20 protein-coding genes are annotated in these 20490 nt (G+C 72.4%); 13 read left to right on the top strand and 7 right to left on the bottom strand.

Translation table 11 applies throughout. The features are described from left to right. Positions 1 to 180 precede the first annotated feature (180 nt). A complete protein-coding gene (locus tag OHB01_RS38955) occupies positions 181 to 681 on the bottom strand; it encodes a beta-class carbonic anhydrase (protein ID WP_142645715.1) in 501 nt (166 codons plus the stop codon). 139 nt (positions 682 to 820) lie between these two features. Between OHB01_RS38955 and OHB01_RS38950 the strand changes: the two genes are divergently transcribed. Beyond that, positions 821 to 1186 carry a VOC family protein gene (locus OHB01_RS38950; RefSeq protein WP_142645714.1) on the top strand — a complete coding sequence of 122 codons (366 nt, stop codon included), beginning with the start codon at positions 821 to 823 and terminating at the stop codon, positions 1184 to 1186. Positions 1187 to 1194: 8 nt separating this feature from the next. On the opposite strand, the gene OHB01_RS38945 is transcribed toward OHB01_RS38950, so the two are convergent. The 3 genes from OHB01_RS38945 to OHB01_RS38935 all read right to left on the bottom strand — a co-directional run bounded on the left by OHB01_RS38945 (position 1195) and on the right by OHB01_RS38935 (position 2223). Next, complete coding sequence (locus OHB01_RS38945; RefSeq protein WP_142645713.1) at positions 1195 to 1473, bottom strand: DUF3817 domain-containing protein; 279 nt, start codon at positions 1471 to 1473, stop codon at positions 1195 to 1197. A 2-nt stretch (positions 1474 to 1475) separates the two neighbouring features. Then, positions 1476 to 1970 carry a hypothetical protein gene (locus OHB01_RS38940; RefSeq protein WP_328710677.1) on the bottom strand — a complete coding sequence of 165 codons (495 nt, stop codon included), beginning with the start codon at positions 1968 to 1970 and terminating at the stop codon, positions 1476 to 1478. A gap of 76 nt (positions 1971 to 2046) precedes the next feature. Then, positions 2047 to 2223, bottom strand: a complete 177-nt coding sequence (locus tag OHB01_RS38935; RefSeq protein ID WP_328854716.1) for a hypothetical protein — start codon at positions 2221 to 2223, stop codon at positions 2047 to 2049. An 86-nt stretch (positions 2224 to 2309) separates the two neighbouring features. Between OHB01_RS38935 and OHB01_RS38930 the strand changes: the two genes are divergently transcribed. Then, the gene (locus OHB01_RS38930) at positions 2310 to 3278 is read left to right on the top strand and encodes a GlxA family transcriptional regulator (protein ID WP_328854715.1); all 969 of its coding nucleotides are present in this window, start codon (positions 2310 to 2312) and stop codon (positions 3276 to 3278) included. Positions 3279 to 3450: 172 nt separating this feature from the next. Here OHB01_RS38930 and OHB01_RS38925 read toward each other — a convergent pair whose 3' ends face one another. Continuing rightward, positions 3451 to 5979, bottom strand: coding sequence for a DNA gyrase/topoisomerase IV subunit A (locus OHB01_RS38925; RefSeq protein ID WP_142645710.1), 2529 nt, complete (start codon positions 5977 to 5979; stop codon positions 3451 to 3453). 221 nt (positions 5980 to 6200) lie between these two features. Next, entirely contained in the window at positions 6201 to 6776 is a 576-nt protein-coding gene (locus tag OHB01_RS38920; protein WP_185948920.1) for a GNAT family N-acetyltransferase, read from the bottom strand. 191 nt (positions 6777 to 6967) lie between these two features. Between OHB01_RS38920 and OHB01_RS38915 the strand changes: the two genes are divergently transcribed. The 3 genes from OHB01_RS38915 (at position 6968) to OHB01_RS38905 (ending at position 10397) form a co-directional block, all read left to right on the top strand. Further along, complete coding sequence (locus tag OHB01_RS38915; RefSeq protein WP_168065661.1) at positions 6968 to 7429, top strand: ester cyclase; 462 nt, start codon at positions 6968 to 6970, stop codon at positions 7427 to 7429. 64 nt (positions 7430 to 7493) lie between these two features. Next, positions 7494 to 9605, top strand: a complete 2112-nt coding sequence (locus OHB01_RS38910) for a RecQ family ATP-dependent DNA helicase (protein ID WP_221889865.1) — start codon at positions 7494 to 7496, stop codon at positions 9603 to 9605. Between the two features lie 213 nt (positions 9606 to 9818). Further along, the gene (locus OHB01_RS38905) at positions 9819 to 10397 is read left to right on the top strand and encodes a hypothetical protein (protein ID WP_142645707.1); all 579 of its coding nucleotides are present in this window, start codon (positions 9819 to 9821) and stop codon (positions 10395 to 10397) included. Positions 10398 to 10506: 109 nt separating this feature from the next. Here the strand turns inward: OHB01_RS38905 and OHB01_RS38900 are convergent, their stop codons facing one another. Continuing rightward, positions 10507 to 11400: a carbohydrate kinase family protein gene (locus tag OHB01_RS38900; protein WP_142645706.1), complete on the bottom strand. Its 894-nt coding sequence runs from the start codon at positions 11398 to 11400 to the stop codon at positions 10507 to 10509. 277 nt (positions 11401 to 11677) lie between these two features. Here OHB01_RS38900 and OHB01_RS38895 point away from each other — a divergent pair, with 277 nt between their 5' ends. The 8 genes from OHB01_RS38895 to OHB01_RS38860 all read left to right on the top strand — a co-directional run bounded on the left by OHB01_RS38895 (position 11678) and on the right by OHB01_RS38860 (position 20231). Further along, the gene (locus tag OHB01_RS38895) at positions 11678 to 14434 is read left to right on the top strand and encodes a GNAT family N-acetyltransferase (protein ID WP_328854714.1); all 2757 of its coding nucleotides are present in this window, start codon (positions 11678 to 11680) and stop codon (positions 14432 to 14434) included. A 110-nt stretch (positions 14435 to 14544) separates the two neighbouring features. Further along, positions 14545 to 15138: a DUF5998 family protein gene (locus OHB01_RS38890; RefSeq protein ID WP_142645704.1), complete on the top strand. Its 594-nt coding sequence runs from the start codon at positions 14545 to 14547 to the stop codon at positions 15136 to 15138. Between the two features lie 87 nt (positions 15139 to 15225). Next, on the top strand, positions 15226 to 16353 hold the full coding sequence (locus tag OHB01_RS38885) for a nucleotide pyrophosphatase/phosphodiesterase family protein (RefSeq protein ID WP_328855888.1): 1128 nt from the start codon (positions 15226 to 15228) through the stop codon (positions 16351 to 16353). 127 nt (positions 16354 to 16480) lie between these two features. Beyond that, complete coding sequence (locus OHB01_RS38880; RefSeq protein WP_142645703.1) at positions 16481 to 16921, top strand: MarR family winged helix-turn-helix transcriptional regulator; 441 nt, start codon at positions 16481 to 16483, stop codon at positions 16919 to 16921. A 41-nt stretch (positions 16922 to 16962) separates the two neighbouring features. Further along, positions 16963 to 17184 carry a hypothetical protein gene (locus OHB01_RS38875; RefSeq protein ID WP_328854713.1) on the top strand — a complete coding sequence of 74 codons (222 nt, stop codon included), beginning with the start codon at positions 16963 to 16965 and terminating at the stop codon, positions 17182 to 17184. Next, entirely contained in the window at positions 17181 to 18566 is a 1386-nt protein-coding gene (locus tag OHB01_RS38870) for an MFS transporter (RefSeq protein WP_328854712.1), read from the top strand. The genes OHB01_RS38875 and OHB01_RS38870 overlap by 4 nt, the downstream gene beginning before the upstream one ends. Positions 18567 to 18691: 125 nt before the next feature. Then, a complete protein-coding gene (locus OHB01_RS38865) occupies positions 18692 to 19276 on the top strand; it encodes a hydrolase (protein WP_328854711.1) in 585 nt (194 codons plus the stop codon). Between the two features lie 142 nt (positions 19277 to 19418). Next, positions 19419 to 20231, top strand: a complete 813-nt coding sequence (locus OHB01_RS38860; RefSeq protein ID WP_328710674.1) for a sulfurtransferase — start codon at positions 19419 to 19421, stop codon at positions 20229 to 20231. The last annotated feature ends 259 nt before the right edge of the window (positions 20232 to 20490 follow it).

Below are 20490 nucleotides of genomic sequence, written 5' to 3'. Positions count from 1 at the left end.
GGCTCCTAGGGGGCGCCTCGGGACCGGTTGTGGTGCCGGGGAAAGGCTCACGTGTCGTCGGCCAGGACAACGTAGCAGCGGTGCGCCCTGGTTCCGGTATGGCCGGAAGGAGCGGAGAAGGAGCCCGACCCGGTCACGTACGGCAGGCCGGGCGGCCTGCCGTACGAGGAGGGGTGGGGATCAGAACTCGACGGGCTGGAGCCGTCCGGTGTGCACGTCGTAGATCGCGCCGCCTACGGCGAGGTCGTCGGGCAGGTAGGGGCTGGACGTGATGCGGGTGATGTCGTGCCGCAGCGCGGCCCGCTGGTCGGGGACGGTCTGGAAGTCGAGGCTGCGGGTGTCGACGCCGTAGTCGGCGGCGATGAGGTTGTGCACGTCCTCGTCGGTCGACTTGGACATCCGGCAGTCGGTGTGCGGCATCACCAGCACACGGTCGACGCCGAGCAGATAGACGGCGAGGACCAGGGTCCGCAGCACGTCGTCGGTCACCCGCGCACCCGCGTTGCGCAGGATCTTGGCATCGCCCGCGTTCAGGCCGAGCAGCCCGAGCGGGTCGATTCGGGAGTCCATGCACGTCACCACTGCCAGCCCACGCGCCGCGCGGCCGCTGAGCCCGGAGTGGGTGAACGTGCTCGCGTACTTCTCGTTGGCGGCCAGTAGATCGTCGAAAGCTCCGGTCATGTCACAGATGTTGCCCGATGCCCCTCCGAGCGGTCACGCGGGGGCGGGCTTTCGGGCACTTCCAAACGGCTGGCCATCGCTTGCGACACCGGTATAGGGTTTTCACCGGTGTTATCCGCTGGAGGGAGAAGAGGTCACCATGAGCGGTGTCGCACGTGTGCACTCGGTCGTGCTCGACTGTCCGGAGCCGAAGGCGCTGGCCGGCTTCTACGCCGGGCTGCTCGGCTGGGAGGTCGCCGACGAGGACGAGGACTGGATCATGCTCGCCGGCGACGACCAGACCCGGATCGCCTTCCAGCGGGTTCCCGAGTACGTGCCCCCGGCCTGGCCGTCCGCCGAGCACCCGCAGCAGTTCCACCTCGATCTGAGCGTGGACGACATCGCCGAGGCGGAGAAGCAGGTGCTCGCCCTGGGGGCCGTCAGGCACGAGCACCAGCCGGGCGAGGGCCACTGGACGGTCTTCCTCGACCCGGCCGGGCATCCGTTCTGCCTGATCACCGGGTGAGCCGACGCCTAACCGAAGGAGTCGGCGGCTTTGTCCCGGCGCGTGAGACGCCGCAGGACGAGAAGGCCGCCGATTCCCGGCAGCCAGGCCAGCACCTTGCCGGTCGGGTCGCACTCCGCGTCACGGGCGGCGGCCACGACGACGATCAGGTACGCGCAGCCGTGCAGGGGGCCGACAAGCGAGGAGACGGGCGGCAGGTGCAGGGTGGCCAGATTGGCCAGGAGGACGGCCAGCGACCCCAGCTCAACGGCGGCGGCGGCGCGCAGCGCCGAATGAGGGCGTGACATGGTCAGACTCCCGTGGTCGAGCCGGGCCGGACGATCATCAGCACCGTGACGGCCGCCCACAGCAGGTTGAAGACGCCGGTCAGCATGGCGAGCCGCGCCACCCCGCCGCCGGCGTCGGCGGGTGTGGAGTCCCCGGCGGTGAGCCTGGCGAGGACGGCGTCCTGACGCGGCAGGACCGCCAGGGCCAGGATCGCCGCCGCCGCGCCGGTGAGCAGGACGGACGCGATCACCCACGCGTCGCCCAGCACGCCGAGGCCGCTCGCCGTGGCGAACCCGAAGACCGGTACGGCCAGGCCCGCGACGGCGTAGACCCGGCAGATGCGGTGCAGAATGCGGAGCGCGGCCACGCCGCCGGTCCGGGCGCCCTCGCTCTCGTTGGAGAGGCCACGATTCGACAGGGCACGCGCGGCGGCGGGGAACATGCTCGCCGCGACGGCGACCGGGCCGACCGCGAGGATCGCGGCGAGGACGTGGACGGCCAGGAAGAACGCGGTCATCGTGCCTGGTCCCATATCAGCGGGCGGCGCTCGCACCCGAAGGCGCTGAGCGCGTCGAGCCCTGGGTGGTGACCGGTCACGTGGCGCGCGAACTGGGCCGGCATGGGCATCGCTCCTTGTCGTCGCGGGTGTCGTCGCGGGTGTCGTCGCGGGTGTCGTCGCGGGTGTCGTCGGCGGTGTCGTCGGCGGTGCGGTCACCAACCGTAGGAGTGCGGCCCGGGGCGATCCCATAGGCGAGAACGACAAAAGCCAACGGATTCTCGCCAACGGTTCTCACCGGAGAGTTCGCGTATCAGGCCTGGATGTGGTGGTGGCGGGATCCCGTCTATCGTGGCGATCGTGCACACTGTGGCGATCTTGGCACTGGACCATGTCGTGCCGTTCGATCTGGCGACCCCCATCGAGGTGTTCGGGCGCACCCGCCTGCCGGACGGCCGGAGCCCCTATCGGGTGCGGGTGTGCGGGCCCGCCCCCGAAGTGGAGAGCGACGCGTTCACCCTGCGCGTGCCGTACGGCCTCGACGCGCTGGCCGAGGCCGACACGGTCATCGTCCCCGGCCGCTCCGAGCGGGCCGGGCCGCCTCCGGCCGAGGCGCTTGAGGCGCTGCGCCACGCCGCCTCGCGGGGCACCCGCCTCGCGTCGATCTGCGTCGGCGCGTTCACGCTCGCGGCGGCAGGGCTGCTGGACGGCCTGCGGGCGACCACGCACTGGGCGGCGGCGCCCCTGCTGGCCCGGCGGTTCCCGCTCGTGGACGTGCGGCCGGACGTGCTCTACGTCGACAACGGGCAGGTGCTCACCTCGGCGGGCGCGGCCGCCGGGCTCGACCTGTGCCTGCACATGATCCGGCGCGACCACGGCTCGGCCGTCGCGGCCGACGCGGCCCGCCTGTCGGTGATGCCGCTGGAGCGGGAGGGAGGCCAGGCCCAGTTCATCGTCCACGAGCACCCTCCGGTGCCCAGCGGCTCGGTGCTGGAGCCGGTGCTGGCGTGGATCGAGGACAACCTCGGCCACGACCTGACCCTGCGGGAGATGGCGGCCCGCTGCGGGATGAGCGAGCGGACGTTCAGCAGGCGCTTCCGGCAGCAGACCGGCACCACACCGCTGCAGTGGCTGCTGCGCGCCCGGGTCCGGCGGGCGCAGTATCTGCTGGAGAACACCGACCACGGCATCGAACGCATCGCCACGCAGGCAGGTTTCGGGTCGCCGACGGCGTTCAGGGAGCGGTTCAAGCGGGTCGTGGGGACCACGCCGCAGGCGTACCGCGCCTCGTTCCACTCCTCGTCCCGGGAGAGCCCCGCCGCCACCTGAGCGCCGCGGAAGGGCGCGCGGCGGCGGCGCGGAGCCGTGAAACCGGCCCCGCGCCGCAGGTGTCGCATAGGGCGGCGTGCCGCCTGTGCGGCATGGGGCGGCTCCGCGCCGCCGTGCCACATGGGCGGCGAGGAGCCGCCTGCGCGTCATCGTGGCGGCTCTTGGCCTCCGGTCACTGGGACGGCTCTTCGCCTCCGGTGTCGCCGGTGGTGGCCAGGCCGCCCTCCGTCGCGGCGGCCTCCTCGCCGCCGTCCGCGCCGAGCGCGCCGCCGATCGCGGCGATGGCGTGCACGAGGCGCACCCCGGAGCCGTCACGGCGGCCGAGCTCCTCGGGCAGCGGCACCGGCTTGCCGGTCGAGGAGACGGCCTTGACCGGTGCCGGGCCGGCGTAGGCGAGCAGCAGGACGTCTTCGCCCTTCAGGAAGCGCTGGGCGCGCACGCCACCGGTCGCCCGCCCCTTGGGCGGGAAGTCGGCGTAGTCGGAGACCTTGCCCGCGCCCATCTGCGTGCCGGGCAGGGCGGTGGAGGAGCCGGCGATCGTCACCACACGCGCCTCCCGCGTGGGATCGACCACGCCGAAGAAGACCACCTTCGCGTCGCCGTCGAGGCGTACGCCCGCCATGCCGCCCGCGGGACGTCCCTGGGGCCGTACGACGGAGGCGGGGAAGCGCAGGAGCTGCGCGTCGCTGGTGATGAACACCAGGTCGTGGTCGGCGGAGGTCAGCTCGACGGCGCCGACTACCACGTCGCCGTCCCGCAGCCCGATCACCTCGAACTCGTCGCGGTTGACCGGATATTCGGGCACGACCCGCTTGACCACGCCCTGGCTGGTGCCGAGTGCGAGCCCCGGCCCGTCCGGGTCGAGCGAGCCCAGCCCGACGACCTTCTCGTCCGGTTCGAGGGCGACGTACTCCGACACCGGATGGCCGCCGGCGAGCGAGGGCGGATTGGCCGAGGGCGGCAGTGCGGGCAGGTCGAGCACCGAGACCCGGATCATCCGGCCCTGGGAGGTCACCACGCCCACCTCGCCGCGCACGGTCGAGCGGACCACAGAGACCAGCACGTCGTGCGCCGTCCGGTCGCCCTCGCCGGAGACGGGCGAGGCGTCGGTCGTACGGGCGAGCAGGCCGGTGGACGACAGCAGCACCAGGCAGGGATCGTCGGCCACCTCCAGCGGCACGACGGCGGTCCTGGCCGCCTCCGACGACTCCAGCAGGACCGTGCGGCGCGGCGTGCCGTACGTCTTGGCCACCTCGGCCAGCTCGGACGACACGACCTTGCGCAGCCGGTCGTCAGAGCCGAGGATCTCGTTCAGCTCGGCGATGTCGGCCTGGAGCTGCTCCTTCTCGCGGTCGAGCTCCAGCTTGTCGTAGCGGGTGAGGCGGCGCAGCGGGGTGTCGAGGATGTAGTTGGCCTGGATCTCGCTCAGCTCGAAGGTCTCCATGAGGCGCGTGCGGGCCTGGGCCGTGTCGTCCGAGTCGCGGATCACCCGGATGACCTGGTCGATGTTGAGCAGCGCGATGATCAGGCCGTCGACGAGGTGGAGCCGTTCCTCGCGCTTGCGCAGCCGATAGAGCGACCGCCTGCGCACGACGTCGAGCCGGTGGTCCACGTAGACCGACAGCAGCTCGCGCAGGCCGAGCGTGCGCGGCTGGCCGTCGACGAGCGCGACGTTGTTGATGCCGAAGGTCTCCTCCATCGGCGTCAGCCGATAGAGCTCCTCCAGCACGGCCTCCGGGTTGAAGCCGTTCTTGATCTCGATGACCAGGCGCAGGCCCTTGTGGCGGTCGGTCAGGTCCTTGAGGTCGGCGATGCCGGTGAGCTTCTTCGCGTTCACCAGCTCTTTGATCTTGGTGACGACCCGCTCGGGGCCCACGTTGAACGGCAGCTCGGTGACGACGATGCCCTTGCGGCGCGGCGTGACCTGCTCGATCGTCGCCTTGGCCCGCATCTTGAAGGTGCCGCGGCCGGTCTCGTACGCGTCCCTGATGCCGTTCAGGCCGATGATCGTGCCGCCGGTCGGCAGGTCGGGGCCGGGGACGAAGCGCATGAGCTCGTCGAGCGTCGCGTCCGGCTTCCTGATCAGGTAGCGGGCCGCGGCGATGACCTCGCCGAGGTTGTGCGGGGCCATGTTGGTGGCCATGCCGACCGCGATGCCGGAGGCGCCGTTGACGAGCAGGTTGGGGAACGCCGACGGCATGACCGACGGCTCGGTCTCCTGGCCGTCGTAGTTGGGCTTGAAGTCGACGGTGTCCTCGTCGATCGACTGCACCATGAGCATGGCGGCCGGCGCGAGGCGGGCCTCGGTGTAGCGCATCGCCGCGGGCAGGTCGTCGGGAGAGCCGAAGTTGCCGTGCCCGTCGACCAGCGGCAGGCGCATCGAGAACGGCTGCGCGAGCCGTACGAGCGCGTCGTAGATGGCCGAGTCGCCGTGCGGGTGGAGCTTGCCCATGACCTCGCCGACGACGCGGGAGGACTTGACGTGCCCGCGGTCGGGCCGCAGGCCCATCTCGCTCATGGAGTAGAGGATGCGGCGCTGGACGGGCTTGAGTCCGTCGCGCGCGTCGGGCAGCGCGCGCTGGTAGATCACCGAGTAGGCGTACTCAAGGAAGCTCGTCCGCATCTCCGCGGAGACGTCGATGTCGACGATCCGCTCCTCGAAGTCCTCGTCCGGCGGGGGTGTCGTCGTGCGTCGGGCCATGTCCTGGTTTCCTGCGTGTCGAGGAGCCGGACCCCGGCCGTCGTGACCGGGGAGGGCGAACGGTCGTGGTGAACATCAATAGTGGGCATCGAACATTCTGCCGAGAGTTCACCCTGTTCGCGACTCACCACCATACTGCCGGGCTCGTGCCCGCCGTCCGGCTTCCCCGACGGGACAGCCCTTCCCGGTTTCGGACCGGTCCCGGACCGGTCCTGGACGGGTCAGTCGCGGGGGCCGGCGCCGGGCCAGGGACCGGGCGTCTCGCCCTCGTCCTCGTCGCCGGGCGCGTTCAGCTTCTCGTCGTAGATCCGGAAGCCCCGGGCCTTGTAGTTCGCCAGCGCCGCGGGCCCGTCGAGGGAGCAGGTGTGCACCCACACCCGCCGGGTGGCCTCCCGCTCAGGCCAGCGCCCGGCGAGGTCCCAGGCTCGGGCCGTGGCCTCGCCCAGCAGCCACCCGCCGAGGCCCTGCCCGATCGCGTACGGCAGGAGCCCGAAGTTGGTGATCTCGACCGTGGCGTCGTCCTGGGCCACCAGCTCGGCGTACCCGGCGGGGGTGCCGCGCACCCAGGCCACCCAGGTCTCGACGCCCGGCCGGTCGAGCCAGTCCCTCCACTGCTTCCAGGTCCACGGCAGCCGGTTGGTCCACTGCCAGTCGCCGCCCACGGCCGTGTAGAGGAAGCGGCTGAACTCGGGGCTGGGGACCTCGGCGCGGACGACCTGCGCGGGGATCGCGGGGGTCCGTCCCGGCCGCAGGTCTGCGGGGCTGGTCTGTTCGAGATACCAGGTGGTCACGTCCATAGCGGGACTCATCCAACCACGACGCCCGTCCGGGGCCGGATGCGGCCGCCGGGCCTCGCCCCCGTCCGGGGCCGGAGGTGACGCCCGCGCCTCACTCCAGCTGATGGGGCAAATGGGCGTATATGTACTGTTTATCCAGTTATAGCTGCTTCTTTGGTTCCTCCCCCCGAGAGAATGGAGGTGCTCCCGCGGTGTACGACGTCGTTGACCGGATGCTCGACGCGATGAACGCGCACGACCTGCAGGCGGTGTTGCGGTGCTATGCGCCGGGCGCGGTGGTGATCGGACCGGAGATGGAGGCGGGGGAGCCCGGGGAGATCGGGTCCTACATGCTGCAGATGTGGGAGGGCTTTCCCGACCTGCACTTCACCCGATGGGAGACGATCACACTCGCGGACGCGGTCGCGACGGAGATGACAGCGGCAGGCACGCACACCGGGCCCTATCTGGTCGTCGGGGGCGATCTTCTCGCCCCGACCGGCCGGCGCATCAGCGTACGCGTCTCCTGGTTCTGGCATCTGGAGGACGGCCTCATCCTGAGCCAGCGCTGCTACTACGACCAGCTCGAGATCTATTCGCAGCTCGGCCTGCGGCTGCCCCTGTGCTTCGCGGACGAGGACGCCGGAAGCGGCGCGCCCGCAGAACGCGGTTAGTTTCCCGCCTCGCCTCCCGCGATCACGGCGGAAACGGTCGGCGGGACCTGGTACCAATGGGCGGGTGAGCGAAGAAGAGGTGACGCTGCGGGAAGAGGCCGAGGCCCGGCTGCGGGCGCTCGCCGGCGATCAGGCGCGGCTGCGCGACGACCAGTGGGCCGCCATCAAGGCCCTGGTCATGGACCGCAGGCGGGCGCTGGTCGTGCAGCGCACCGGCTGGGGAAAGTCGGCCGTCTACTTCATCGCGACCGCGCTGCTGCGCGAGCTCGGCGAGGGCCCCACGGTCATCGTCTCCCCGCTCCTGGCGCTGATGCGCAACCAGATCGCCGCCGCCGAGCGGGCCGGCATCCACGCCGAGACGATCAACTCGGCCAACCCCGAAGAGTGGGAGAAGGTCTACGGCCAGGTCGCCGAGGGCGCGGTCGACGTGCTGCTGGTCAGCCCCGAGCGGCTGAACAACCCCGACTTCCGCGACAACGTGCTGCCCGAGCTGGCCGGCAGCGCGGGGCTCCTGGTGATCGACGAGGCCCACTGCATCTCCGACTGGGGCCACGACTTCCGGCCCGACTATCGCAGACTCCGCACTCTGCTGGCCGAGCTGCCGCCGGGCATCCCCGTGCTGGCCACGACGGCCACGGCGAACGCCCGGGTCACCCGCGACGTGGCCGAGCAGCTCGCCGTCACCCAGGAGTGGGACGAGCTGCCCGGCGGCGAGGTGTTCGTCCTGCGCGGCCCCCTGGAGCGCGAGAGCCTCCACCTCAGCGTCGTACGGCTCGGCGGAGCGGACCAGCGGCTCGCCTGGCTGGCCAGGACGCTGCACGAGCTGCCGGGCTCCGGCATCGTCTACACGCTGACCGTCGCCGCGGCCCAGGAGATCGCCGCGTACCTGCGCGAGCAGGGCCACACCGTCGCCGCGTACACCGGGCAGACCGAGCCGGCCGACCGGCTGGCGGCCGAGGAGGACCTGCTCGGCAACCGGGTCAAGGCGCTGGTCGCGACGTCGGCGCTGGGGATGGGCTTCGACAAGCCCGACCTGGGCTTCGTCATCCATGTGGGCGCGCCGGCCTCGCCCGTGGCGTACTACCAGCAGGTGGGCCGTGCCGGGCGTGGCGTGGAGCGGGCCGAGGTCATCCTGCTGCCCGGCCCCGAGGACCGGGAGATCTGGGCCTATTTCGCGTCGCTCGCCTTCCCTCCCGAGGGAGTGGTCAGGGCGACGCTCGACGCGCTGTCCGAGGGGGGAGTGCTGTCCACCGCCGCGCTGGAGACGCGGGTCGACCTCAGCCGGAGCCGCCTGGAGATGATGCTCAAGGTGCTCGACGTGGACGGCGCCGTACGCCGGGTCAAGGGCGGCTGGGAGGCCACCGGCGAGCCGTGGAGCTACGACGCCGAGCGTTACGCCCGGGTGGCCGCCGAGCGCCGCGCGGAGCAGGAGGCCATGCTCGGCTACATCACGACCACCGAATGCCGGGAGCAGTTCCTGCGCCGCCACCTCGACGACGAGTCGGCGACTCCGTGCGGCAGGTGTGACAACTGCACCGGCGCCCACAGGTCCGCCGAGGTGCCGGATGACGCCGTCCGGGCCGCCCAGCAGCGGCTCGCGCGTCCCGGCGTCGAGATCGAGCCGCGCCGCCAGTGGCCCACCGGCCTGCCGGACCTGAAGGGGCGGATCAAGCCCGAGCTGTGCGCCGAGCCCGGCCGCGCGCTCGGCCGTCTGACCGACATCGGTTGGGGCACCCGCCTGCGCGACCTGTTCGCGGCGGGCGACGGGCCCGTCCCCGACGACGTGTTCGCGGCCGTGATCGAGGTGCTGAAGTCGTGGGGATGGGAGCGGCGTCCGGTCGCGGTGGTCGCGATGCCGTCGGGTTCGCGGCCGGCGCTGGTCGGGTCGCTCGCCGAGCGGCTCGCCCAGGTGGGCCGGCTGGAATATCTCGGGACGCTCGGTTATCGCGACGGGTCGCCGGCCGCCCGGCACAACAGCGCCCAGCGGGTGACGGCCATCCGGGGGACGCTCGCGATGCCGCGTGACGTGGCCGCGAGGATCGCGGCGGCGGGTGGGCCGGTGCTGCTGGTGGACGACCGCGTGGACAGCGGATGGACGATGGCCATGGCCGCCGCCCAGGTCAGGCACGCCGGGGCGCCCGCCGTGCTGCCGCTTGCCCTGGCCGTCACCAACTGACCCGTCTCAGCGGCCCCGGACCGGGCACCCCCCGGCCACGACCGGGGCGTCCCTGACGGGCAGGGGCAGTGAGCCGGGACTGGGCCGGGCTCCGGACCTGCGCTCGGGGCCGCACTCGGGGCCGCACTAGGGGCTGCGCTCGGGGGCGGGTCAGGGCGAGGTCAGGGTGGTCACCTCATCCCGGGGCCGGGTTTGATCAACAGACTTGTCGCCATGAAATCACTTGTTGTGGCTCCGGTCCTGGTCGGCGCGTACGGCGTCGCCCGCATCGCCGACGGACTCGACGGGAGCCGCGGGCCCGGCCTGGCCTGGACCGTGGGGCACCTGTGCTTCCTGGCCGCGTTGGTGCTCTTCGTGCAGATCTTCGGGCGGCTCCGGGCGATGGCCGGTGGCGGCGTGGTGGCCACGGCGGGATACGCCGCAGGGCTCATCGGGGCGCTGGCGCTGGCCGCGCAGTTCACGATCGACCTGGTGGTCGGCTTCCTGTCCGCCGATCATGACGCGATGGGGCCGCGCTTCGAGGCCGTCAAGGCGATCCCGGGCGTCGAGCCGGTCGTGTACACCGTCGTCCCGTTGCTGTTCTACGTCGGCATGGTCGTGCTGGTGGCCCGGCTCGCCGCGGGGCGGCGGGTGCCGTGGTGGAGCGCGGTGCTGGTGCTCGTGCAGGCCGTGCTCCCGCTGGTGAGCAAGGACCTGATCCCGCTGGGCGCGGCCCTGCTCCTGCTGGCCTTCGTGCCGCTGCTGCGCCTGCGGCCCGCGCGGCCGGCCGTGGCCGCGCGAAGCCCGTTCTGAGCCTGCTCCCGTACGAACCGCGCCCTGCAGAACAGGGCCTCTGAAACACGGGCCTCACGAAGAAGGCCCTACAGAACAGCGCCCTTTAGAGCCGACGTCAGAGACGGGGTCAGAGGCGGGGGCGGGCGCCGAGGTTGGAGATGCACTTGGCGGCGAGGGCGTTGCCCGCCGCCAGCGCCTCGGCGGCCGGCTTGCCGTCCAGCCAGACCGGCAGGAAACCGGCGGTGAAGGCGTCACCGGCGCCCGTGCCGTCCACGATCCGGTCGACGACCTCGGCGGGCGCCCGGACCGGCTCGGGACGGTTGTTGGAGAACCAGAGCGAGCCCTCGGCGTTGAGCTTGATCACGACCTGGGGGAACCAGGCGGTCAGCACCTTGGCCGCCGCGGCGGGGTCGTCCCTGCCGGTGAGCACCTTGGCCTGGTCGGTGTTGGCGAACAGCAGCTTCGCGCCGTCGGTCCACTCGAGGAAGGGTTCGGCGCCGGTCCGCTCCAGCGGGGCGGAGGAGGCGCAGTCCACCGAGATCGACATGCCGGACCGCCGGGCCATGTCGAGCGCGGCGAGGCCGGCGTCGCGCGAGCCCTCGTTGATCAGCGTGTAGCCCGACATGTGCAGGTGGCCGCCGCCGCCGAACAGGTCGCGCGGCAGGTCCTCGGGGGACAGCGCGGCGTTGGCGCCGGGGTCGGACAGCATGGTCCGCTCGCCCTTGTGGGTGACGAGCACGACGCAGGTGCCGGTCGGCCGCTCGGGGTCCATGACGAGGCGGGCGTCCACGCCGTAGCCCATGAGCTCCATGTCGCGGTTGCGGCCCGTGATGTCGGCGCCGCGGCGGCCGATGAAGGCGACCTCCGAGCCCTCCACGGCGAGCCAGGAGGCGATGTTGGCGCCGGAGCCGCCACCGTGCATGGTCACGACGGCCGGGGTGTCGCTCGCCCTGGCAAGAGGGAATTTCGCGCGAGCGACCGCGTCCGTCATGAGATCGCCCACCACGACGACCCGCGTCATGATGTCACCACCTTGCCAACTGCTTGTGGAGGTGAGCCATGCCCATGGAGGGGTGGCGTCCTCTCCGTGCTGTGAGGCTGACGTCCAGAAACCTAACAGCTTCCAGGGGCGTCGTGGGGTGGAGAGCGGACAGACGGGCACAGTCGATGCACAAGCGTTGCCCAACTTGCCACGTCAGGGCTGGTAGATCCCTTATAGGCGAATCCGGAAAGCGGATCGGTGAGTCGTAAGGAATGTCTCAATCCAGGCGAAGCCGGACGCGGCTAGCCTCGATTGCGTGCACCCTCAGTACCCCGCCCACTGGGAGGCGGACGTCGTGCTGTCCGACGGCGGCACCGCTCACGTCCGCCCGATCAGGCCGGACGACGCCGACATGCTGCGCTCGTTCTACTCGCGCCTGTCCGCGGAGTCCATCTACTTCCGGTACTTCGGGCCGCGCCCCCGCCTGACCGACAAGGACGTGGTCTGGTTCACCAACGTCGACTACGACAACCGGGTCGCCCTCATCGCCACGATCGGCACCGAGATGGTCGCGGTCGTACGGTATGACCGGGTGCAGCCGCGCGACCACGCCGAGGTGGCCTTCCTGGTAGAGGACGCCCACCAGGGCAGGGGCGTGGCCGCGGTGCTGATGGAGCACCTGCGGGCCGCCGCCCGCGAGCGCGGGATCAAGACCTTCATCGCCGACGTGCTGCCGGGCAACCACCGGATGATGGGCCTGTTCCGCCAGGCCGGCTACACGGCGCAGAGCCAGTTCGAGGACGGCGTCGTGCGCATGACGCTCGACCTGTCCAGCACCGAGACCGCGCTGGAGGTCCGGCTCGCCCGCGAGCACCGCGCCGAGGCACGCTCGATCGCCCGCCTGCTGACGCCCGAGTCGGTCGCGGTCATCGGTGCGAGCCGCGAGCCGGGCGGGATCGGCCAGACGGTCCTGCGCAACCTGCTCGCCGCCGACTTCACCGGCCCCGTCTACCCCGTCCACCGGCACGTACGGGCCGTGGCCGGCGTGCGGGCCTACCGCAGCGTGTCGGCCATCGACGGCGAGGTGGACCTCGCGGTGCTGGCGGTCCCCGCCGAGGGCGTGCTCGAACTGGTCGAGGAGTGCGCGGAGAAGGGCGTGAAGGGCCTGGTCGTGGTCTCCTCCGGATTCGGCGAGACCGGGCCCGAGGGCCGGGCCCGCCAGGAGGAGCTGGTCCGCATCGCCCGCGCGTACGGCATCCGGGTGGTCGGGCCCAACTGCCTGGGCATCGCCAACACCGACCCCGCCGTACGGCTCAACGCGACGCTCGCGGCGACCCTGCCGGGGCGGGGGAGGGTCGGGTTCTTCAGCCAGTCGGGCGCGCTCGGCACCGCCCTGCTGCAACGGGTGGCGCAGCGCGGCATGGGCATCTCGACGTTCGTCTCGGCGGGCAACCGGGCCGACGTGTCCGGCAACGACCTCCTCCAATACTGGGAGGAGGACCCGGCGACCGACGTGATCCTGCTCTACCTGGAGTCCATCGGGAACCCGCGCAAGTTCACCCGGCTGGCCCGGCGGATCTCCCGCTCGAAGCCGATCGTGGTGGTCAAGTCGCGCGGCGTCCCCGGCGGGCACCGCGCGCCCGTGCTCGCGCTGCCCGACACCGCGCTGAGCTCGCTGTTCGCGCAGGCCGGGGTCATCCGGGTGGACGACCTGGTCCAGCTCTTCGACGTCGGCCAGCTCCTGGCGCACCAGCCGCTGCCTGCCGGGCCGCGGGTGGGGGTGGTCGGCAACTCCGACGCGCTCACGCTGCTCGCGGAGGAGGCGTGCGCGGACGCCGGCCTGCAGCCGGGCGTGCCGGTGAACCTCGGCGCCCGCGCCGGCGCCGCCGAGTTCGCCGCGGCCCTGCGGAGCGTCCTGCCGCAGGTGGACGCCGCCGTCGCGATCTACATGCCGCCCATCCCAGGAGACTGCCGCGAGGTGGCCGAGGCGCTGCTGGAGGTCGCGCGGGAGTCGGGCAAGCCGGTGCTGGCGACCTTCCAGGGCGCGCTGGGCATGCCGGTCGAGCTGCGGGTGACGGACGGCCCCGGCGACGACTCCCCCCAACGCGGGTCGATCCCGTCGTACCCCGCCCCGGAGGAGGCGGTTCGCGCGCTGGCACACGTCGTGCGGTACGCCCAGTGGCGCAGGCAGCCGCCCGGCACGGTCCCGTCCGCCGAGGGGATCGACACCGCCGCGGCGCGGGAGATCGTCGCCGCCGCCCTGGCAGGCAAGGACGCGGCCGGTGAGGCATCCGGCGGGGGTGGTGCGGCAGGCGAGGGTGCGGTCGGCAGGGGTGCGGCCGGTGAGGGGACGGTCGGCAGGGGTGCGGCCGGTGAGGAGACGGTCGGCAGGGGTGCGGCCGTCGAGGAGCGGGAGATCGACGCGACCGCGCTGCTGGCCTGCTACGGCATCGAGGTCTGGCCCGCGTACGTCGCCGCCGACGCCGAGGAGGCCGTCGCCGCCGCCGAGCGGATCGGCTGGCCCGTGGTGGTCAAGTCGGCCGACCCGGAGGACGCCCGCCGCGCCGGCACCGTCCGCATCGGCCTCACCGAGCCCGCCGGGGTCCGGCAGGTGTACGCCGACCTCGCCGCGCTCCTCGGGCCGGGCACGCCGCTCGCGGTGCAGCGCATGGCGCCGCAGCCCTCGGTGCCCACGGTCGTCGGCGTGACCCAGGACCGCTATTTCGGCGGGGTCGTCACGTTCGGCCTCGGCGAGGTCACCGCCCGGCTGCTCGGCGACCAGGCGTACCGGCTCGCGCCGCTCACCGCCGAGGACGCGGCGGGGCTGGTGCGGTCGGTCCGCGCCGCGCCGTTGCTGTTCGGCGAGTACGGCTACCAGGCGGTGGCCGTGGAGGCGCTGGAGGACCTGCTGGTGCGGGTGGGACTGCTCGCCGACGCCCTGCCCGAGGTGGCCAGGATGGACCTCGACCAGGTCCTCGTAGGCGCGTCCGGGGTGGCCGTGCTGGGGGCGCGGGCCGTCCTGCGGCCCGTCACCGCGCTGCGCCCCGACGTCGGCCCCCGTCGCCTGAGCTGACCGGCGCGATGATCGACGCCTGAGCCGATCGGCCCGGCGTCACGCCGTGGGCGGAAAACCCGTCCCGTCGGGGTGTGAAACAGGTGTCCCTTACAGGGCAGGATGGACCCATGAGGGAAACCCGAGTCTCCGCCGCGGGCTTGCGCGAGGCCATAGATCGCAGCGGCTACTACCCGGATCTGGTGGCCGACGCCGTCGACTCCGCGCTCGGCAACGAGCCGGTCACGGCGTACGTCGTGCATCACGAGGCCACGTTCGACCCGGCGATGGAGGTGCGCAGGCACGTCACGGTCCTGGTCCTTTCGCCCACCCGGCTGCTGGTGTGCCACACCGACGAGCACCCGCCCGCCGAGGGCATGCCCGCCTCGCACGCCTCCACGACGACCGAGGCGGTGAGGCTCAGCCGCATCCAGTCGGTCGCCGTGACCAGAGTCGTGCCCGACCCCGCGGCGTACGCACCGGGCGTTCCCCCGACGGAGGTCACGCTCACGATCGGGTGGGGCGCGATCTCCCACGTCGATCTCGAACCGGCGACCTGCGGCGACGAGAACTGCGAGGCCGACCACGGCTACACCGGCGCGATCACGGCCGACGACCTGTCCCTGCGGGTCAGCGAGGCGGCCGACGGTCCCGAGGCCGTCACCCACGTGCTGACGTTCGCGAAGGCGCTGTCGGAGGCCACCGCCAAGGCGGCGACCACCTGACCGTTCCCCCTTGAGTCCCCCTTGAGCCGACGGGGAGGTGACGTGATCGATCCCCAGCCCTCGGGGGCTCCGCCCGGGGAGCCCACCATGGAGTCGCCGGTCGCGCCCGTGCCGTACGTGCCCGCGTACGGCACGGCCTCCCTGGCCGACCTGCCGGGCTCGCTGCTCGCCTCCCTCGGGCTGCCGACCGGCAACACGCTGGCGCTCGAGCCGGCCTCCCGGGTGTGCCTGTTCCTCGTGGACGGTCTCGGGGCCGAGCTCCTGGCCGCGCACCCCGGTGCCGCGCCGTTCCTCTCGGCCCATCTGCGCCGGACGCTCACGGCCGGCTTCCCCTCCTCGACCACGACCAGCCTGACCACCCTGGGCACCGGCGCCACTCCCGGGGAGCACGGCATGGTCGGCATCCAGATGGCCGTCCCGGGGGAGGGGCGGTTGTTCAACTGCCTGCGCTGGACGGCCCCCGGTCTGCCGATCGACCCGGACGTCTGGCAGCCCGCGCCGACCGTCTACCAACGCATGGCGGCGGCAGGCGTCGAGCCCGTTTACGTGGCGCCCGCGTCGTTCGACGGCACCGGGCTCACCCGCGCCGTCTACCGGGGCATGCGCTACTGGGCCGCCGAGAGCCCGGACGAGCGCGTCGAGGCCGTACGGCACGCGCTGCGCGAGACCGCGTTCGTCACCGTCTATTACGGCGACGTCGATCGCGCGGGGCACGTAAGCGGGTGGGGCGGCCGCGAGTGGCTCGAACAGCTCGCCATCGTGGACCGCATGGCCGAGCGCATCGCCGAGGCGCTGCCGCCGGGCGCGGCGCTGTACGTCACGGCCGACCACGGCATGATCAACGCTGCCGACAAGGTGGACGTGGATCTCCGTCCCGATCTGCTGGAGGGCGTGCTCATGCTGGGCGGGGAGGCCCGCGCCCGCCACGTCTACACCGCTCCGGGCGCGGCCTCCGCGGTGCTGGAGACCTGGCGGGAGGCCCTGCGCGGGCGGGCCTGGGTGGTCACCCGCGAGGAGGCCGTCTCGGCGGGCTGGTTCGGCCGCAGTGTCCGGCGCGAGTGGCTCGGCCGCATCGGCGACGTCGTGGCCGTGCCGTACGGCGAGTGCGTGATCGTGGCCTCGGCCGGGGAGCCGGTGGAGGCTTCCCTGATCGGGTATCACGGCTCGCTGACCCCCGCCGAGCAGAACGTCCCGCTTGTAGAGATTCGCCGCTGACGCTGGTGCGGCCGGGGCGCTGCCGCCCCTGCGAGAGCCGCCGTCGATCCACATGCCCTTTGATCATCAGTCTGGACTGCGCAGTTTTGGGTGTACAGTCTGGACTGTCTTTCTTTGGGAGTGTGCCATGAGCGATGCCGTCTCTGAGGCGGCGGCGCAGGCGGCCGGCGACGTCTGGGTGGCGGTCAGCCGGCTCGTCCGCAGGCTGAGAGAGCTCGACACAGCGGGAGACCTCAGCCCCGGACAGGTCTCCGTGGTGGTGCGGCTGTTCAAGCACGGCCCGGCGTCGGCCAGTGAGCTGGCCGCGGCCGAGCGGGTCAGGCCGCAGTCGATGGCGGCGATCGTCCAGGCACTGGAACGGGCCGGGCTGGTCGAACGCCACCGCGATCCCGAGGACGGCCGGCGTCAGCTCGTCACGCTGACCGAATCGGGGCGCGAGCGCCGCCTGGACGACCGGAGGGCGCGTGAGGCGTGGCTGGCACGGGCGCTGCAGGCACACTGCACCGAGGCGGAGCTGCGCACGATCATCGAGGCGATGGCGCTGCTGGACGCCGTGGCTCAATCGTGACCGGCCCAGTCGTAGCCGGGTCAGCGGTATCCGCGCCAGCGGTGTTCAAGCCGGTCGTGTCCGGGTCGGCGGTGTTCAAGCCGGTCGTGGGCGGGGCCGTTCGTGAACAGGGCACCGTCGTGGTCGGGCCGGAAGTGGCCGGGGCGGTTGTGCCAGCGCCGGTCGTGTCCGGGTCGGCGGTGTCCGAGGCTGAAGGGTCCAGGCCGGTCGCGGTCGGGGCCGTTCGTGAACAGGGCACCGTCGTGATCGGAGTCCGGGCATGACGCGCGTTGCCGCCGTCTTCCGGGTGGGACGCCGATCGGACTCCGGCTTCGACCGCAGGTTGATCGTCCCGATGATCCTGGGCTCGATCCTCAACCCGATCAACTCGTCGATGCTGGCGGTGGCACTCGTGCCGATCGGTCGCTGGTTCCACGCCTCGCCCGCGCAGACGGCGTGGCTGGTGACGGGGCTCTACCTCGCCACAGCGGTCGGCCAGCCGGTCATCGGGCGGCTGGTGGACACCTTCGGCCCGCGGCCGCTCTACCTGACCGGCACGGCACTCGTCGGCGTCGCAGGGCTGCTCGGCGTGCTCGCGCCCACCCTCGGCGTACTGATCGTGTCCCGCGTCCTGCTCGGGATCGGAACCTCCGCCGCCTATCCCGCCTCGATGTTTCTACTGCGGGCCGAGGCCGACCGCACCGGCATGCGAAGTCCCAGCGGCATCCTGGCGGCGCTGTCGATCTCCAACCAGGTCATCGTGGTCATCGGGCCGACCCTGGGCGGCCTGCTCATCGGAGCGGGCGGCTGGCATCTCATCTTCGCCGTCAACGTGCCGCTCTCGGCCGCCTGCCTCGTCCTCGGCGCGCGGCGGCTGCCCCGCGGCTCCTCGGCCGCCCGACGCGGCGGGGGACTGGACGTGCTCGGCATGGCGCTGTTCGCCGGCACGCTCACGGCGTTCATGACGTTCCTGATGAACCCGGCGTGGGACCTCTGGTGGCTGCTCGTGGTCGTCGTGATCGCCGGCACCTGCTTCGCCGTACGGGAACTGCGGACGGCCCAGCCGTTCCTCGACCTGCGGGTGCTGGGCGGCAACCCGCCGCTGCTGGCCACCTACGGCAGGCAGTGGCTGGCCTTCACGACCTCCTACGCCTTCATGTACGGCTTCCCGCAGTGGCTGCAGGACAGCCGGTCGCTCGGCCCCTCGGCCGCCGGGCTGCTGCTTCTGCCCATGTCGGCGACGGCCATCGCCGTGACCGCCCTCACCGGCCGCCGCCCCGAGGTGCGCGGCAAGCTCGCCGTGGGCGCCGCGGCGCAGATCGCCGCCTGTGTCGCGCTGCTGACGGCCGGCTCCGGCAGCCCGATATGGCTGCTGGCGCTGACCGGCGCGTTCGTCGGCGTCTCGCAGGGCCTCAACGGGCTGGCCAACCAGAACGCGCTGTACGCGCAGGCCGACCCGGCCCGCATGGGGTCCTCAGCCGGGCTGCTGCGCACGTTCGGATATCTCGGCGCGCTGAGCGCCTCGGCCTCCAACGCGACCTTCTACCGGGATGGCGCGACCACAACCGGGCTGCACGAGCTGAGCCTGCTTCTGCTGGGCGTCTCGGCGCTGCTGCTGGTCGGCACCCTCGTCGACCGGTCGCTACGGCGCGTCGGCCGCACCTGACCATCCCGGCCCATCCACCAGGGCCCATCCACCAGGGCCCATCCAGCCGGGCCCATCTCATCGGTGCCCATCCCCATCAGCGCCCATATCCCATCAGGGCCATCCATCAGAAAGGGAGCTTTCCCATGCCCGTGACCACGCTCGACCCCAGGACCGCGCTCGTCGTCGTCGACCTCCAGAAGGGCATCTTGGCCATACCCGGCGGCCCGCACTCCACGAGCGACGTGCTCGCCCGGACGGTGCGGCTGGCCGAGGCATTCCGGGCGCGCGACCTGCCGGTCGTCCTGGTGCGCGTCACCGGAGCGGCCGACGGCGCGGACGCCGTCCCGGGACGCACCGACCTGCCGCGCGCCGGGCAGGCCCGGCCCGACGGATGGGACGAGATCGCCGACGACCTGGCCGGGCACCCAGGCGACATCGTCGTCACCAAGCGCAACTGGTCGGCCTTCTACGGCACCGACCTCGACCTGCATCTGCGCCGCCGCCGCGTCACCCAGGTCGTGCTGACCGGAGTCGCCACGAGCATCGGAGTCGAGTCGACCGCGCGTGCCGCCCACGAGCACGGATACAACGTCACCCTGGCGACCGACGCCATGACCGACCTCGACCCGGAGGCCCACCGCAACTGCATCGAGAAGATCTTCCCGCGTCTCGGTGAGACCGGCACGACGGCTGACATTCTCGGCCTGCTCGCCGCGACCGGGTCCTGAGCCGCGCGGCCCCTGCCTGCTTCGCAGCGCGCTCTTCCGCCTTGGCACGTCGGACCCTGCCTGCCGCCGCACGGTGGACGCCGCCGGCTTGGCACAATGGCTGCGGCACCGTCCGGCAGGGGCGCGAAGGCAAGGGGATGGCATGAGCCCGCTGATCACTCCTGAGGAGCTCGCCGCGATCGGCGACGCCTCGATCCTCGACGTTCGCTGGCGGCTGGGCGGGCCGCCCGGCATCGAGGCGTACCACGAGGCGCACATACCCGGCGCGGTCTTCTGCGACCTCGACGCCGACCTCGCAGCCCCGGCCGGGCCCGCCGGACGGCATCCGCTGCCCACGCCGGAGGCGTTCCAGGAGGCGATGCGCCGCCTCGGAGTGTCCGAGGGCCGGCCGGTGGTCGTCTACGACGACGCCGACTCGACGGCGGCGGCCAGGGCCTGGTGGACGCTGCGTTACTTCGGCCACGGCGACGTACGCGTGCTCGACGGCGGGCTGCGGGCCTGGACCCGGGCCGGGCTCCCGTTGACCAAGGACGAGGCTCCCGTCCCGCCGGGCGACTTCACCGCGCGGCCGGGCGGGATGCCGGTGCTCGACGCCGACCAGGCCGCCGCGCTGGCGTCCGACGGCGTGCTGCTCGACGCCAGGGCGGCCGAGCGCTACCGGGGCGAGGTGGAGCCGATCGACCCGGTCGCCGGGCACGTCCCCGGTGCGATCAGCGCCCCGACCTTCGAGAACGTCGAGCCCGGCGGCCGGTTCCACAACAGGGAGTTCCTCCGCGAGCGCTTCAACAGCCTCGGAGCGGTCGAGGGCGTGCCCGTCGGGGCGTACTGCGGATCGGGCGTCACGGCCGCCCACGAGGTGCTCGCGCTGGAGATCGCCGGCCTGCCGGCGGCCCTGTACGTCGGCTCGTGGTCCAACTGGGTCGCCGACTCCAGCAGGCCGGTCGCGACCGGCTGACCTCGGCGCTCGGCTGCAGAGCTGGGCCCCGGTAAGTGTGACCCGGCTGGAGCGCACGCCCCAGAGGGATCGTGTGACCCGGCCATGCTGGGCACGGTTCCAGCACTCGACCCTGGCGCCTGTCCGGGGCTTTGCTCGCGGGGTCGGCTCCGGTGCTTGGCTGGGTGCTCGGCTTCAGCGCTGGACACTGGCGCTCGTGCCGGAGATCGGCTCGCGGGGTCGGCTCCGGTGCTTGGCTTCGGTGCCGGACCCTGGCGAT

Source organism: Microbispora hainanensis (assembly GCF_036186745.1).
In the GTDB taxonomy this organism is placed as follows: domain Bacteria; phylum Actinomycetota; class Actinomycetes; order Streptosporangiales; family Streptosporangiaceae; genus Microbispora.
The sequence above is the reverse complement of the archived record's forward strand: the minus strand, read 5'-3'. Positions and strand labels throughout refer to the sequence as shown.